This is a genomic window from Helicobacter sp. 23-1045, assembly GCF_053654655.1.
On record NZ_JBSIUR010000006.1, the window covers coordinates 1 to 15,813 of the forward strand.

Annotated in this window: 13 protein-coding genes; 6 read left to right on the forward strand and 7 right to left on the reverse strand. The window is 39.8% G+C overall.

Translation table 11 applies throughout. The features are described 5' to 3' along the window. The 4 genes from ACWIUE_RS06940 to ACWIUE_RS06955 all read right to left on the reverse strand — a co-directional run. Positions 1-233 (reverse strand): hypothetical protein (locus ACWIUE_RS06940; protein WP_454135992.1); only part of this gene is annotated, 233 nt, incomplete at its 3' end. Between the two features lie 8 nt (positions 234-241). Next, a complete protein-coding gene (recG, locus tag ACWIUE_RS06945) occupies positions 242-2,401 on the reverse strand; it encodes an ATP-dependent DNA helicase RecG (RefSeq protein WP_454135993.1) in 2,160 nt (719 codons plus the stop codon). Between the two features lie 8 nt (positions 2,402-2,409). Beyond that, complete coding sequence (locus tag ACWIUE_RS06950; RefSeq protein ID WP_454135994.1) at positions 2,410-3,708, reverse strand: M16 family metallopeptidase; 1,299 nt, start codon at positions 3,706-3,708, stop codon at positions 2,410-2,412. Positions 3,709-3,811: 103 nt separating this feature from the next. Continuing rightward, positions 3,812-4,858, reverse strand: a complete 1,047-nt coding sequence (locus tag ACWIUE_RS06955; RefSeq protein WP_454135995.1) for a dehypoxanthine futalosine cyclase — start codon at positions 4,856-4,858, stop codon at positions 3,812-3,814. A gap of 209 nt (positions 4,859-5,067) precedes the next feature. Here ACWIUE_RS06955 and ACWIUE_RS06960 point away from each other — a divergent pair, with 209 nt between their 5' ends. The 4 genes from ACWIUE_RS06960 to ACWIUE_RS06975 all read left to right on the forward strand — a co-directional run bounded on the left by ACWIUE_RS06960 (position 5,068) and on the right by ACWIUE_RS06975 (position 8,530). Next, positions 5,068-5,763, forward strand: coding sequence for an IS1595 family transposase (locus ACWIUE_RS06960; protein ID WP_454135996.1), 696 nt, complete (start codon positions 5,068-5,070; stop codon positions 5,761-5,763). Positions 5,764-5,912: 149 nt separating this feature from the next. Further along, positions 5,913-6,137: a hypothetical protein gene (locus tag ACWIUE_RS06965; protein ID WP_454135997.1), complete on the forward strand. Its 225-nt coding sequence runs from the start codon at positions 5,913-5,915 to the stop codon at positions 6,135-6,137. After that, positions 6,138-7,904, forward strand: a complete 1,767-nt coding sequence (locus ACWIUE_RS06970) for a BspA family leucine-rich repeat surface protein (protein ID WP_454135998.1) — start codon at positions 6,138-6,140, stop codon at positions 7,902-7,904. Positions 7,905-7,978: 74 nt separating this feature from the next. Then, on the forward strand, positions 7,979-8,530 hold the full coding sequence (locus ACWIUE_RS06975; protein ID WP_454135999.1) for a methylated-DNA--[protein]-cysteine S-methyltransferase: 552 nt from the start codon (positions 7,979-7,981) through the stop codon (positions 8,528-8,530). Positions 8,531-8,573: 43 nt separating this feature from the next. Here ACWIUE_RS06975 and ACWIUE_RS06980 read toward each other — a convergent pair whose 3' ends face one another. Next, the gene (locus ACWIUE_RS06980; RefSeq protein ID WP_454136000.1) at positions 8,574-11,072 is read right to left on the reverse strand and encodes a hypothetical protein; all 2,499 of its coding nucleotides are present in this window, start codon (positions 11,070-11,072) and stop codon (positions 8,574-8,576) included. Positions 11,073-11,074: 2 nt separating this feature from the next. Further along, the gene (gene bamA, locus ACWIUE_RS06985; protein WP_454136001.1) at positions 11,075-13,690 is read right to left on the reverse strand and encodes an outer membrane protein assembly factor BamA; all 2,616 of its coding nucleotides are present in this window, start codon (positions 13,688-13,690) and stop codon (positions 11,075-11,077) included. Between the two features lie 35 nt (positions 13,691-13,725). Here bamA and ACWIUE_RS06990 point away from each other — a divergent pair, with 35 nt between their 5' ends. Continuing rightward, positions 13,726-14,553, forward strand: a complete 828-nt coding sequence (locus ACWIUE_RS06990) for a prephenate dehydrogenase (protein ID WP_454136002.1) — start codon at positions 13,726-13,728, stop codon at positions 14,551-14,553. A gap of 127 nt (positions 14,554-14,680) precedes the next feature. Then, a complete protein-coding gene (locus ACWIUE_RS06995) occupies positions 14,681-14,914 on the forward strand; it encodes a hypothetical protein (protein ID WP_454136003.1) in 234 nt (77 codons plus the stop codon). Positions 14,915-14,933: 19 nt separating this feature from the next. Here ACWIUE_RS06995 and ACWIUE_RS07000 read toward each other — a convergent pair whose 3' ends face one another. Further along, positions 14,934-15,812: a hypothetical protein gene (locus ACWIUE_RS07000; RefSeq protein ID WP_454136004.1), complete on the reverse strand. Its 879-nt coding sequence runs from the start codon at positions 15,810-15,812 to the stop codon at positions 14,934-14,936. Position 15,813 lies beyond the last annotated feature (1 nt).

Genomic DNA, 15,813 nt, shown 5'->3' on the forward strand with positions numbered 1-15,813 from the left:
AGCGCATTTGTCAAAATAAATTCGGTTATATATCTATCATAATAATTCCCGCGATAGTCGCTAACCGCGCGATACAAATCATCTGCATAATAAATATCCCCGCGAATTAGGGCAAAAAGCGCGATTGCATACAGCAAAATGCCATAAATTAAGGCATTTGTGAGATTCTGCGAATTGACAAAATTTCGCACGATTTGGCGCATTTCACACCACGCTAATTTATATTTTTCCATTTTAGCATTCACACAAACTTCACTGCTTTTTCGACTAAATCTTTGTCCTCTGCAAAGTCAAAGTAGCGGAATTGCTCTCCACTTTGGCGAATCCCGCGCAAAATATCGCCACTATTGCGATATTTTAAGTCTAACTCCGCGATTTCAAAGCCATTTTCCGTCTCGCTAAATTCTTTCAATCGCGCCGAATCGGCGTTATTTGTGTAAAGATAGCAAAATCCCTGCTCTCCATTGCGACTAACGCGTCCGCGAAGCTGGTGAAGCGTGGCAAATCCAAGTCGTTCTGCTCCCACTATTGCGATAGTTGTGAGATTTGGCAGTGAGATACCCACCTCAAAAAGCGTGGTTGCCACCAAAATCGCGCCATTTGTATTGCGAAACGCTTCCAAAATCTGCTCTTTGTCCGCGTCCTTGCCGTGCGTGGCAAAAACGCGCTCAAAGTGCTTTTGCCAAAATGGCAACCCCTCCGCAATCGACTGATAGGCAATTCCCTCGCTTTGCTCCACAAGCGGGTAGATTATGGCGACTTGCTTATTTTGCGCAATTTGCTCTTTGATATGCGAAAAAAGTGCGCCAAAGCCCTGCCTTGTGATGATTTGCGTCCTTATATTTTTGGGATATGGCAAATCTTTGATAAAGCAAAAATCGATAAATTGCGCCTCAATCATCGCCATAGTGCGCGGAATTGGCGTTGCGGAGAATTGAATATTGTGCGGTTTTTTGCCATCAACTTCAAGCATTTTTTCTAATTTTAATCGCTGATTCGTGCCAAATCGGTGCTGTTCGTCCGTCATAAACAAATCAAACGCGCTCAAATTTTTATACAAAAGTGCGTGAGTGCCGATAAGAAAGTCGCATTCGGCAGGTTTGTCGTCCTTTATCACAAGTGCGGTGCGAATCTGTGTGGGCAAAAATTTCTTTGATTCAGCGTAGAGTTGTTGCGCTAAAATCGTGGTAGGCGCGAGTAGCACGGACTTTTTGGGATATGCCAAAACCACGCAAGATAAAATCACCATCGTTTTGCCGCAACCCACATCGCCCATCACAACGCAACGCGTGGCGATTTTGCTGTCTAATTTTGCGCGTAAAAAGGCGATTGCGTTGCTTTGCCCTTGTGTGAGCGAAAATGGCAAGTTTTTAATGAAAGATTCAAGCAAAGGCGCGTTATTTAGGCGATTTGTGGCTAAAAATTCGCGCTTTTTTTTCGCCAATGAACGCGTGTAGTATAAAATTTCTACAAATTTGATTGCTTCTAAATAAATGCCAAAAAGTCCGCCATTGCGCTTGAAGTCGCGCAAGAAGTGGTGTGAATATATGGAGGATTTTGTATCATTTTGTGATTCTATCCACCCCCTTAATCCCCCTCCGCAAGGGAGGGGGAGAGATTGGAGTTTGCCCTCCGCAAGGGAGGAGGGATTTTTAGATTCTGCGATTATTTTGTCATTCTGAGATTGCGAAGCAATCGAAGAATCTCTATTTTTTTGAGATTTTTCGCTACGCTCAAAATGACAATTTAAAATAGATTCTGCATTCGCAGAATCTTGGATTGCTTCGGTCGCTTCGCTCCCTCGCAATGACGAAGTGGGTGTAGAATCTGTGTTTTTTTCAATCTCCCGCGAAGATTGCGTAAGAGACGAATTGCCCGAATTGCTAGGGTGAAAAATGGTGTAAATCGCTTCGATATATTGCGATTCAAGTCCCAAACTTGCCAACGCTTCACGCGTAATCACCTCACGAAAAATCTCATTTAGATTCGCATTTTTCATCTTTGTGGTGGGAAAATTCGCCACAATTTGATTGATTTGCGTGATGATTTTGGGCTGATTTATTTGATATGTGCCATTAAACTGCTCCACAACGCCTAGCAAATACATTTCCTTACCCACCGCAAAAAGCGTGTTATGAAAGGGCTTTGGGTGAAAAATATTTATGTCAATGTCGCAATCAAAATGTGGCGCGTAGGCGCGGATTTTTAGGATTTTTGATAGACGCTTTTTGTCGATGATTTGGACGAAAATCGCCCCGCTTGAATCGTCCAAATCACGCATTAAAAAGGTATTTGTGTAGGATTTTGGCACATACAAAATCGCCTCATAGAGATTGTGAATACCGATTTTGGCGAGTTTGTTAAGTGCTTCTTTATCCACACACGCCGATTCGCCACGCATTTAAGCCCTTATTTATCCACCACCACGCTAAAACTTAGATTATTAACCTCGCTATGCGCCTTAATATAGGCGTTTAGCTCACCAAGCGTTAGATTTTTTATCTTTTGCACCAAAATTTCATCGTAGTTTAGGGGCAAATCACGCGAAAAATTGCGAAATTTCTTATTTAGTCGCTGATTTAGCGTCTCATTGCTAAGCACACGCGAACCCAAAATGTAGCTTTTTGCGTCATCTAGCTCTTTTTGCGTAACGCCTTTTTTGATAAAATTAGCGATAATCTCGCGCAGTGCGTTAATTGCGGTGTCTTTGTTTTCTAGCTTTGTTTGCAAATATCCCGCACTCTGCGCAGTTACGCTATTTACAGAAGCATAAAAATACGCAGAATAGGCAAGTCCGCGCTTTACGCGAATCTCTTCCATCACACGCGAACCAAAGCCCGAACTCCCCATTATAAAGCTCATCAGCGTCATTTTATGCAAATCTTTTTCATAAGAGTCGAATTTAAAAGGCGATGCGAAGTAAATATAAGCCTGTTTTGTGGGCTTTTTTGCCGTAATGGTTTGCGCTTTGTCGCTTGGCGCGAATTTTGCGCGTTTGATTTTTTCTCCCTTTGGCAAAATGGATAGCAATGTTGTCAAATCTTTTTTAATCGATTCAAGCGCAAAGTCCCCGCCCACCAAAATCACAGCGTTTTCAAGCGTTAGTGCATTTTTCACAAAGGATTTTACATCGCTTAATTTTATTTTTTCAATGTCGCTTATCTCGCCAAGCGCAGGATTTTCAAGCGGTGTGCCTTTGAAAATAAGCGCATTTAGGTTTTTCCCAGCGATATAATCAAAGTTATTTTCTTTTGCCAAAAGCTCAGATTTTAGCGCGATTTGGCTTTGATTAAACGCATCGCTTGTAAAATTTGGGCTTTGCAAAAGTTCGCCCAAAAGATTTAGCGCAGTTTCGCACTTTTCACTCAAAAAACTTAGCTCAAAAGTTAGCGACTCCAAACCACTTGCCACGCCTAGCGAAATGGCATTTGATTCGAGTTTGTCGGCAAAATCGATTTCGCCACTCTTTTTGCTCCCACGATTTAGCAAATCCGCGCTAAACGCACTCAAAGCCACTTTGTTTTCATAGACTTTTCCGCCACCATAAAAAATAATGCTAATATTGCCTAGTGGCAGGGCGTTTGATAACTCATAGATTAGCGGGATTTTCGCGCCATTCACTTCTACAAAATCCAAATTTTCTTTTGCTCCCATATTCGCTCCAAAAGTTAGATTTAATGCCAAAAAAATCATCACAAAAATTTTCATTTTTTTGCCTTTTTTATTTAAGATTCGCGCCTATTTTGCGGTAGATTTGCGCTTTGATTCGCACTAAATTCACGCAAGATTCGCGCCAAAAAATTGCGATATTTTAGCACATTTTTAAAATATTATACGCCGTATCGCGAATCGCAGGAATCTCCCCCGCATCGCGAATCACTTTTATCATATCATTCGTATTCATCGAATTTCGCGCACCCGCAGACGCCACGACATTTTCCTCCATCATCGTGCTACCCAAATCATTTGCGCCAAAGGCAAGGGCTAGTTGCCCTACTCCCGCGCCCTGCGTAACCCAAGAGCTTTGGATATTTTTAAAATTATCCAAATAGATTCGCGCCGAAGCCAAATAGCGCAAATAGCGATTTGAACTTGCCTTTTGCATTTGCGGAAACTGCGCTTTTAGCGGAGTATTGTCAGGCTGAAAGCTCCACAAAATAAAAGCGCGAAATCCGCCCGTCTCATCTTGCAAATCGCGGATTAGCTTAAAGTGATTGACAATGTCGCGCTCATCATCAACGCTCCCAAACATCATCGTAGCGGTAGTTTTCATTCCCAACTTGTGCGCGGCGCGATGAATGGCTATCCATTCAGCCGAATCTAGCTTCTTTGGCGCGATAATATCCCGCACTCTATCGCTTAAAACCTCCGCGCCCGCGCCCGGTATCGAACTAAGCCCTGCATTTTTCAAAGTCTGCAAAACCTCATCAACGCTTACCTTTGAAACTTTGGCGATATAATCAATCTCAATCGCGCTAAACCCGTGAATCGTGATATTTGGATATTTTTCGTGAATATGTCGCACCAAATTTTCATACCACTCCAATTTCAGCGTGGGATGCACACCGCCTTGAAAAAGTATCTGCGTCCCGCCGATAGCGATAAGCTCATCGATTTTGGCATCAATCTCATCAAAGCTCAAAATATATCCGCCCTCTTCGCTAATGCGCCGTTTAAACGCACAAAACTTGCAATCCACCCAGCAAATATTCGTGTAATTGATATTTCTATCGATGATAAAAGTGGTGATTTTGTCGCTATGCAGGGCGTTTTTAATATCATACGCTTTTCGCCCTAGCTCTTTTAGGGGCGATTCGCACATAAATTTTAAGATTTCAGATTCGTTAATTCTACTCATAGTTTGCCTTTAAAATTTTGGCAAAATTTTAGCAAAATTTTGGGCTAGATTCTGCGAATTTTGCTTGAATCGCAGAATCTGAGTTTTGATTCGCAGAATCTCACACACAAATCATCTTAATTTAAGCGATTTTTAAACTGGGGGGGGCTAGAATATGTTTTTAAAAAAGGCTCTCTTTAACTTAAACTCAAACAAAGGAGCTTTAAGTTATGATGTCAGCGATGAAAAACAAGTATATAGTTCGTTCCCGAATCAGAGAGGCGAAATTTCGTTCAATTTTATTATATTTTTGCTTGGATATTGAAGCTACAAAAATATCAAAAATCACTCACATTTCAGAAGTTACACTATGTAAAATCTTTAAGCAAATTAGGATTCTTATGCTAAAAGAATGCGAAAAAATATCCAAATTAAATGGCGAAATTGAGATTGATGAGAGTTATTTCGGAGCAAAGCGAGTAAGGGGCAAAAGAGGGTGTGGCGCAGGGAGAAAAACGCCTGTGTTTGGTGTGTTAAAACGAAATGGTTGCGTTTATACTCAAATCGTTAAAAACTGCTCTGCAAACGAGCTTTTGCCTATTTTATCTAACTTTGCGGAGTTAGAATCTAGCACCATTTATAGCGACACTTGGAAGGCGTATGATGGATTAGTAGATTTCGGTGCAAAGGCGCATTATCGCGTGAGCAAAAACGAGTTTGCGTTAGGCAAAAATCACATCAATGGAATCGAGAATTTCTGGGGTTATGCAAAGCATAGATTGGCTAAATTTAGGGGCATTTCGAAAAATAATTTCATTTTGCATCTAAAAGAGACAGAATTTCGATACAATATGAAAATCAAAAATCAAAATTTATACAAAAAACTTTTATTTTTGATAAGAGAAAATCCGCTTAAGTTAAATTGAGCCTTAAAAAAATATTTTAAGGGAAGAAAGCGATGATTTGAAAAAATTTGCGTTTTAGATTCACGCGCAAAGGGCAAAAATCTTTGGTTTTTAGATGGCGATTCAAGTAAAAGAAACCCAAAAAAAATGGGAATTTTAAGGAGTTAAAAATGGTAGAAGAAGCGTTAATAAAATACTACGGCGGAAGAGCGCAATATAGCGGTGGCAAACTAACAAAAATCGGCGATAAATCCGTGTCCTATTCAGCAGGGCGCATTTGGAAAGTCGGCAACGACAGCATTCAGTTTTCTGCTGGGAGACTTTACAAAGTCGGCGGAAATAGCGTAACTTATAGCAATGGCAAAATCACAAAAATTGGTGGCGTGAATATCTAAATGGGAAATTTAGATTTTAATGACGAAATGCTAGATTCTGCGTATTTAGATTCAAGCGAATCTATCGAATCTAGCGTAGATTCTGCGCCCCAAATGCCTTTAAGCGAATTTTTAGCCCGTGAAAATCTCCAAAAGATAAATGGCAAATATCAGCCAAATGATAAGCAATTAAAATCGCTTGTGCGTTATGATGAAGTGAATCTAGGCGAGATTGACACTAGTAAAATCACAAATATGAAAAGTCTATTTGCCAATAGCAAAAGGCGCGATTTTAGCGGGATTGAAGGCTGGGATACAAGCAATGTGCGCTCTTTTGCGTGGTGCTTTTATAAAGCAGAGTATTTTAATGCGGATATTAGCGCGTGGAATGTCAGTAATGCACGGCAATTTAGAGATATGTTTTATGGTGCGGTGGCGTTTAATCAACCCATCGGTGCAAAGTGGAATACACAAAATGCCGAAGCAATGATTGGAATGTTTTGTCAAGCAAAGAATTTCAATAATGGCGGAGAGCCTTTTGGCAAATCGTGGAAAATGGATAAAGTTAAATTAGTGTGGAATATGTTTCGCAGGGCAGAGAAATTTAACGCTGGTGGGCTAAATGCGTGGAATATGTCTAGTGTTACGAAATGTGAGGATATGTTTGCGGGTGCAAAGTCCTTTAATCAGCCACTTGAAGATTGGAATGTCGCAAATGTGTGCTATATGCAAAGACTATTTAATGGTGCCGAATCTTTCAATCAAAATTTAAGTGCGTGGGGCACAAAGCTAGGCAAAGTTCGCAATGCAAAAAGAGCATTTGCCGATACCAAATCACTAAAAATTGATTTTTTGAAATCGTGGAGATTTTCTAGCTTTTGCGACAAAGAAAATATTACCAAAGGTAGCGCATTAGAATCTAGCGAAGCAAACGCAAAAAATAGCAAAAAGCTTGATAATTTTATCATTAGCCAAATTGACAAAAAAGATATGCCAAATAAAGCATTTGAATCTATTGCATTTAAGGAATCTTATGCAAAATGGCTACCAGCAAATATCAAAAAAGAAATTACAATCTATTTAGCAAAATATGACGAAAATGACAATCTAATAAGTGGCGATGAAAAATCGTGGGACTTTGCTTTTTATAAGATTTTTAAAAATCGTTATTTTATGGTAAAAAAATACGAATCAAATAACCAAAACAGCGAGAATGATATAGACACTTTTAGCATTATCCAAAAGCGCAAAATTAGCGATTTGCAAAAAGATGAAAATTTTAAGGCGGATAAAGTCAAAGATATTTATGAAAGCAATGATTTGAATATAAAGTTAGATTCGCAAAATATGTGGATAACAAATAGCGATTTAACCGACAATAGCGAGAGTATTTTAAGTTTGCTAAATATTTTTATGCTTACCCAAAGTTACATAATCGAAATGCAAAAATTAGAAGAAATAGCGCGAGAAAATGGCAATGATTCAAAAAAATTGCGAGAATGCTATAAAGAAATATGCGATTTTGACTTGCAATATTATCGCAATTTGCCCATTTTGCAAAATGTATTTTTGCAACATATTTGGTATAAAATGTCAGAATTTTACAGAGTGGCGCAAACCCACGATGAATTAAAAGAAATCATCGCGCAAATGGCGCAGATTTTGGGCGATGATATGAAAGAGAAAGAAAGTAGGCGATTTAATATCGCAATGGGAATAATTGGCATTTTATCCGCACTTGGCGCGATTTTAGCTGCAATACCTGTGGTAGAAAAGTGGGTGAATTAGAGATTTGCAGAATCTAGCACGAAACGCATAATCTACGCGGTTTTGTGTATAATGCCAAAAAATTTGGAGCTAAAATGCAGTATTTTAAAACGCATTATGATTCGCCACTTGGCAATATCACGCTATCTTGCGATGATAGGGAAAATATCGTAGGGCTTTGGTTTAAGGGGCAAAAATATTTTTGCGACACGATTAAAGGCGAAATGATTAAAAATGACAATCTACGCATTTTTACCAAAGCTAAAAAGTGGCTGGATAGATATTTTGGTGGTAAAAAGCCAGATATTGCGGAGATTACGCTATCTCCAAATGGTAATGATTTTAGGCAAAGGGTGTGGAAAATACTTTGCAAAATCCCTTATGGCAAAGTCTATACTTACGGCGAGGTGGCAAAAATCATCGCCAAAGAGCAATGCAAAGCGCGTATGTCGGCTCAAGCAGTCGGTGGCGCGGTGGGGCGCAATCCTATTTCTATCATTATCCCCTGCCATAGGGTTGTAGGCGCAGATGGCAAACTCACGGGATATGCCAACGGGATAGAGACAAAAATAAAATTACTAAAACTTGAAGGTGTGAATATGACAAAATATGGCGTGGATATGGAGTTTGCTTGTGCTAAAATATAACACCGCGCGTGAAATGAGTGTGCTTATTTGCCAAAATCCGCACTTATTCGCGTAAAAATTCGTATTCATAAATTTTTGGTTCGATTTTTTGGGCGAGAGTTTGCAATGCGATTCGTAAGTCTGCGATTAAGTCATTATAATGCGAATCGGTGCTTTTTGCGTTCATTTTGCCATTTTCATTGCGTCCTTGAAAAAACTCTTTTATATCATAAAGACTCGCGTCATTTAGGTAAGATTCACCCCGTTTGGCGCATTTGTGATAATAACGCCAAAGTTCTAATCCAGCCTTGAAAACCGCCTCTGATTCGGCTGAAAATGCGATTTTTGCGCTTGGGATAAAGCAATCATCTAACTCGCCGTTTTTTACTTTGCCATTGATGAATCTAAATATAAAATCGCTTTGAAATCGCCCTTTTGCGCCCACTTCTACTTCGCTAAATGGGATAAAGTGATTTATGTCATCTTTTGCGCTAATGCGATTTTTGCCGTGAAATAGCGTGTAAGTCAAACAATCATTGTGAAATTCTTTGTCGTTGCGCCATTTATTTTTTGGGTGCAAAAATTGGTCTCTATCATTTATCCAAGTGCGTTTAATGGATTTGCGGATAGCAAAGAAAACGCCAAATGGGATTAGATTATATTTTGTTATTTGGGCGTTCATATGTTTTCTAATGCTATTTGGCGTTGCTTGTCTTTCTATGCAAATTCCGCCACTGCTTGAAATATCAGTGCCAGATAAAATCACATAAGCCAAACATTCGCTTTTTTTATCATAAAATTCTCGTATCCAATCGCTCATAAATTTGCCTTCTACATTATGATAAAAATTCTTTTTGCCAATTCGTTTATTTTTTATATTAAAAATATCCACTTTGACTTTTTTAATCTCTTTTTTATCGCCCAAATTCCATACCAAAAAGCCGATAGAAAACTGCCCATTGACATTATCAAATGAATCTGCTGGGACAATGAATCCCTTTAAAAATTTTGCCAAAAAAATCTCACGAAATTTTACGAAATTTGCTGAATTTACATATTTTAGCGTGGAGAAACTACCTAAAATGCAATTTGGTATTTCTTTATAGATTCGCATAAAAAATTGCGCAAAAAGCTCGTTGTTTGCCTTGCCTAGCTCGTTTTTATATTTTTCACAAATTACATTATCCCTAGCAACAGAATCTTTGTGTAGTCCTGTTTTACTTGTAGCCTTGCGATTTGTAGCCTCCGCATACGGCGGATTTATAAAAATCACTAGCTTTTGTGGCTCGTTTTTGATGATATTTTGCAAAGATTCAGGCAATTTTGATTTTTTAATAATATTGCCTTTGTCATCTACCCTATCAAAAAAACTATCATTTAAAAAATCAAATTGAAAGATATTTGATTCCATTAGATTCGCACCATTTAGCCGTCTCTCTTGCATTACCTCCACATCTGCATTATCAAGCGTGGAGGCAAAAACATTTCTAGCATTTGTTAGCCCTGCCAAAAGATTGCCTGTCCCAGCACAACAATCCCAAATGTAATACTCATCTTGCCAAGATTCGCCCAAAGATTGCGCTAAATAATCCTGCGCCTTTGCTACCCACGCACTAGGCGTAAAAAACGCGCCTTTGCGCTCTCTAATGTCTTGTGGCACAAGCAAATCACGCCGTTCGATTATGTAGTCCCAAAATTCCTCTTTTGGCGGACGCTCATAAATGCGCCAAAAATCGTTATGTGCTTGTTGTGAATCTTTGAACGAAAATTTTGTGAAATTCAAATATTTGCCACTAGATTCTAACTTTACCTCGTAATAATTGCTTTGCAAAAGGACGCGCAAATTTTCATAAATCTCTTTTGTGGAATTATTGCGACTTAGCAAATCTGCCAAATAAAAATCGCTATCCAAAATATTATCCACCTTTGCGCTCTCCCAATTTATGCTAATGGTTGGTTTGACGCGTTTAAGCCACTCTAAATATATGTTGAAAAAATTATTTTTTGTAATTTTGATTTTTTGTGTCCCTTGCGAATCTAGCGCGAAATTATCCTCTATAAATTCGCGCAATTCATCGCTTTGCGTGGCGAATCTAAAAAGCAAATTTTCAGACTCAAGTGTTTCGACTATGAGTTTGTAGAGCTGTTTAAATTCTTTTGATTCGTGGTTGCTAGGTGTAACGCTCCAATTAAAATCATTTTGGCTAAAAATATGTGCGATTTCGCTAAATTCGATAAATGCGATTTTTTGCGCATCAAATGCGCCCAAAAAGTGCGGTGGGATAAGCGAATCTTGCAATTTTGCCTTGCCGATGGTTAAGATAAGTTGCACGATACTTGCATAAATGTCGCTTTTGTTGCCCTTTTTTGCTTCTGCCCAAAGGTAGTAATTTTTACGCAAGGATTCCCCCTCCCTTGCGTTAGGGTGGCGCAGGGGGTGGGTAATTTTAGGTGCTACCATAAAGTCAATATTATTTGTGCGCTCTGTTGTATCAAAGTCGCCAAAAAACTCTTGCCCGACTTTGTTTTTAATCTCTTCTTCTGGCGTGTTTAAGTCAAACATCTCTAAAATCTCGTGCCCATTGTAAATTCAAAGTTTGATACTTCATCTTTAAATTTGCCATTATTTTTATACGCTTTTGAATAGGCTGGATATAATGGCACGACAAATACAAGCGGTCCGATAGGCGAAATCCACTCGATTGCAAGTCCCGCGCTCATCACGGCAATTTCATTAAAATTATGCCGTCCCACCATTCCATAGTCAAAAAATCCCGCCAATCGCATATTTATCGCCTCAATTAGCCCAAAGCTAATCTCCACGCTATTTGCAAACATATAGTTTCCGCCAATTAGGCATTTCCCACCATAGCAGCCGACATCGCCTTCAAATGGGCTTACCTGTGAGCTATTATACCCACGCACCGTGCCAATCCCGCCTAAATAAAATCTATCGGTGATTGGCACGCCTGTCACTTGGTCTTTTTTCATTAGCTCTTCGTTCTTTTTATACGCAAAAATCGCGCCAATTTGTGCTTTATATCGCAGAATCACATCAAAATCTATCAAATTTCGCAAGTGGTAATAAAGCCCCACTTTGCCATAAAGCTTCGCATACCGCGCATTTCCGCCAAGCCCGACAAAATCGCTACTTACTTGAATAATCGCGCCATTTTTGGGGAAATAGTAGTCATCGGTGTTGTCAAAGTAAAGTCCGGGCGTTAGATAGCTTTTCCAAATGCCATTTTTGGGATAATATTTATCATAGCCGATATTGTGCGAGATTTTGCCAAAGGTAGAGACTGAAAAGCCATAGGTTAGATTTGCGCTTAATTCATCTGTGAGATTGCGCCCTACGCCGATATTAAATCCTGTGGTATTTTCGACATAGTTCGTATCGCCACTATACAAGCCATCATACCTGCTGTAATAGCTTTCATAATAGCTATGAAATACATTTATACTCGCGCTATACTCGCTATCAAAGATTCGCGGGTTGCTAAGCCCAACATTATAAAGCTGATTGTATTTGCTCCAATTTATTTGAAAACTAACCCCAATGCCTGTGCCAAAGAGATTGCGCTCGCGCAATGAGCCATTTATCATAAATTTATCATAGCTACCATAGCCGATTCCTGCCATAACTTCGCCCGTGCGTCCCTCACTGACTTCGACAAGTAGATTCATCGAAGATTCATCGATACGAATCTCGCTGATATTGACTTTGTCAAAAAAGCCACTACGGCGTAGTGCGTTTTCACTTTTGCGAATGTTCGTAATGCTATAAGTATCCCCGGGCGCGATTATTAGCTCTCTTCTGACGATTCTATCGCTACTAACGGTGTTGCCTGTAATCGTAATGTCATTTATATGCACTTCTTTGCCAATCGTGATATTGTATTTCACAATGACTTGCTTATGCTCGGTGTCTTTATCCAAATCAGGGCTAATCACCGCGAATGCGTAGCCTTTGTCCATAATGTGAGATTTTAGAATCTCAATGTCATTTCGCATTGTTTGGATATTGAAATACTCATCTTTTTCGATTTTTAGTAGTGATTCAAGTTCATCAATATCAAAGACATTTTCAAAATCATCTGCCTTTGCGATGATAATGTCGCTGACTTTATATCTCTCGCCCTCCACGACTTTGTAGAGCAAAGAAGCGTTGAAGTTCGTAAAGTCCGCATTTAAAAGCCCGGGAGAGACACTAGCGTCCAAATATCCGCGCTGCATATAGACATCTTGGATTCGCAAATTGTCGTATTCTAACTCTTTTAGGCGCACTTCGCCACTAGGAAACCACGGCAACCACCCAAGCCAACTATGTCGCTCTCTATTTGCGCTAAATCCCTCCAAATCGTCCTTATCCAAAGTCGCGCCTTGATAATAGGACTTGCGAATGATGATTTTTTCGCCTTTATTGACATCAAAAAGCAGATTCATCGAATCTTCGATTCGCGTTGCGCTCACTTCAACCACAGAGCCATAAAGCCCCTTTGTTTCAAGCGCGTTTATGATTTCGGCTTTGGCAAGTTTTTCTTTGTAAATGTCATAAGTATCCCCGCGCTTAATGCCAAGTGATTTTTTCATATCCTCCGTCTCACTCTCGCTCCCAAAGCCTTTAATTTCGATATTATTTATGCTAGGCTTTTCTTTGAAGTGAAAGGTAAGCACCCCGCGCTCAAAATCCGCACTAACATCATCAAAATAATCCTGCTTGTAAAACGCTAAAATCGCGTCATTTACGGCTTTTGCGTTGAGTTTGTCGCCTGTTTTGATTTTGGCGATTTCATTTGCGATTAGGGGCGACATACGCACCAATCCGCTGTATTTGATTTCGCTAATGGATTTGGCGGTAGATTCTGCGATAAATAGCGCACACAGCGCAAAAAATATAAAAAATCTTTTCATAAAATGCCTAATTTTAAGATTAAAATGCGAATTATACTCAAAAATTGTGGGTATAATATTAAATTTGATTTTTTGCGTTTGTCTTTTGGTGAATTTTGGATTGCTTCGATTCGGCATTCGCCGAATCTCGCAATGACGATTTTTTTGATTTGCCTTGCAAATCACAATCGAAGTAATGGCGGTAGTGCTTTGGATTATTTTTGCGTGAAACAAGCGAGATAGGACTTTGGCGTCCATCGAGCGAAGTTTTATGCAAAAATAATCCAAATGATTACCCCAGAACAAATTGACAAGGATACAAAATGAAAATTGGGATTATTGGATTAGGTTTAATGGGCGGCTCACTCGGACTCGCATTAAAAGAAAAACGCGTTGCACAAATGATTATAGGCACAGATAGCAACCCCATTCACCGCCGTCAGGCTCTCTCACTTGGGCTAGTTGATGAATGCCTTGATTTGCAGGGCGTTTTTGAATGCGACATTGTATTTTTGTGCGTGCCTGTGGATTCGATTGTGGAGATTATTAAGGGTATAAAGTCGCTTAAAGCGCACCAAACAATCATTGATTTTGGTGGCGTAAAGGGCGAGATTCTGCGCTCTATCCCTAAAAAATTTCGCAAAAATTTCGTTTCGCTTCACCCGATGTGTGGCACGGAGAATTTCGGTCCAAAAGCCGCCTTCAAAGATTTGTATAAAAATCAAATTATGATTTTTGTAGATATCGAGCAAAGTGGCGATGCGCAGGTGAGTGTGGCGCGTGAGATTTGCATAAATTTAGAGTGCAATATCATCAAAATGGACGCCCAAAGCCACGATAAGCACACGGCGTTTATCTCCCACGCACCGCATATTTTGAGCTATGCCCTTGCAAACTCCGTGCTAAAACAAGAAAAGGCGCAGGATATTGTGGCGGTTGCCGGTGGCGGATTTCGCGGTATGGTGCGGATTTCAAAGAGTAGCGGGGTGATGTGGAGTGCGATTGCTAGGCAAAATAAAAGCAAGATTTTAGAAGCGATAAAGAGCTTTGAGTCCGAGCTACAAAGCGCGAAAGAGATGATTGAGTGCGATAGATTCGATGAATTAAGCGCGTGGATGAGCGAAGCAAATAAATTGCGCGAGATTTTGTGAGATTTGGCGAAATTCGCGCGATTTGTCATTACGAGTGAGCGAAGCGAGTGCGGCAATTCATAAGTTAAATATAGATAATTGCTTCGCCTTGTTCGCAAAATAAAGTTTTTTAGTAAATTCTAATGGATTGCCACGACTTGACTGCGTCAAGTCTCGCAATGACGGCAAAAACGCACTAGATTCTGCAAAATTGAGCCATAAATCGCAGAATCTACGAGAGTTTTTCGCACAGCATTCACACGATAATTTCGCAGAATCTAATGGATTGCCACGACTTGACTGCGTCAAGTCTCGCAATGACGGCAAAAACGCACTAGATTCTGCAAAATTGCGCCATAAATCGCAGAATCTACCGCAATGACGACAAAAAATCGCAGAATCTACCGCAAATTCACTTCATAACTCTCATCCACAGACGCCAAAATCTCGCCAATCTCGCTTAATTTCTTATGCGTAGCGCGCTGTGAAAGCGTATGGAAAAACTTCAAATCCGCGTTTTTGCGAGTGATTTTAAAGTGGAGATTTTTGCGCTCATTATTCATAAGTGCCTTTGTAGCATCGATGAGCGGGGCAAAGTGCGGATTTTTAAGACTATCAAAAATCGCCCCCATCGCCACTTCATTTTTCTTAAAAATCGCAGAATCTACCGCATTTTTCGCCCTCAAATCCACCTCCAAATTCTCCAAACTATATTCATAAAAACTCGGCGTTTCCGCGTCAAACCACTCTTTTATCAAATAAAAAATGCTCTTATTTGCAAATCGCCTATCCCTCACCAAAATCGCTAAATCAACCCGCCCCGCGATATTCCCGATGGTAAAGTCAAATCTCCGCTCCACCATCACATATCCTAGCGCAGAATCGACTTTTTTTAGCGCGAGATTGTAGGTGAGATTTTTGGGAAGCAAAATTAGATTCTGCGAAATATCGCCGATTTTTGCCTCTGCTACGATATTATCAAGTCCTAAACTTTTGATTGCAAGTTTTGCGTTTCGCAAAATTATTTGCTTAGATTCTGCGAAATTTGCAGAATCTAGCGTGATTTGCTTGCTTTCGCAAGTGTGCTTTATAAATCCTGTGCAATTTATCGGGGCGAAATTTAGAGTGATTTTGTGTGCGTTTAGTTCGCTTTGAAGCGTGGAGAGATAGCGATTTGCGGCGTTTGTCTCGATGTGCGCTAAATATTTATTTGCGATAAAAATGCAAACTCCAAGCAAAATAATAATAAAAAATACGCTAGAAAATGCCCTATTTTTCAAA

What these genes read in the sequence shown, in the direction of transcription:
- ACWIUE_RS06970 (WP_454135998.1), top strand. Translation starts at nt 6,138, where the DNA reads ATGGGAAATTTAGATTTTAATGACGAAATGCTAGATTCTGCGTATTTA.
- ACWIUE_RS06990 (WP_454136002.1), top strand. Translation starts at nt 13,726, where the DNA reads ATGAAAATTGGGATTATTGGATTAGGTTTAATGGGCGGCTCACTCGGA.
- ACWIUE_RS06960 (WP_454135996.1), top strand. Translation starts at nt 5,068, where the DNA reads ATGATGTCAGCGATGAAAAACAAGTATATAGTTCGTTCCCGAATCAGA.
- ACWIUE_RS06955 (WP_454135995.1), bottom strand. Translation starts at nt 4,858, where the DNA reads ATGAGTAGAATTAACGAATCTGAAATCTTAAAATTTATGTGCGAATCG.
- ACWIUE_RS06980 (WP_454136000.1), bottom strand. Translation starts at nt 11,072, where the DNA reads ATGTTTGACTTAAACACGCCAGAAGAAGAGATTAAAAACAAAGTCGGG.
- recG (WP_454135993.1), bottom strand. Translation starts at nt 2,401, where the DNA reads ATGCGTGGCGAATCGGCGTGTGTGGATAAAGAAGCACTTAACAAACTC.
- ACWIUE_RS06975 (WP_454135999.1), top strand. Translation starts at nt 7,979, where the DNA reads ATGCAGTATTTTAAAACGCATTATGATTCGCCACTTGGCAATATCACG.
- ACWIUE_RS06965 (WP_454135997.1), top strand. Translation starts at nt 5,913, where the DNA reads ATGGTAGAAGAAGCGTTAATAAAATACTACGGCGGAAGAGCGCAATAT.
- ACWIUE_RS06950 (WP_454135994.1), bottom strand. Translation starts at nt 3,708, where the DNA reads ATGAAAATTTTTGTGATGATTTTTTTGGCATTAAATCTAACTTTTGGA.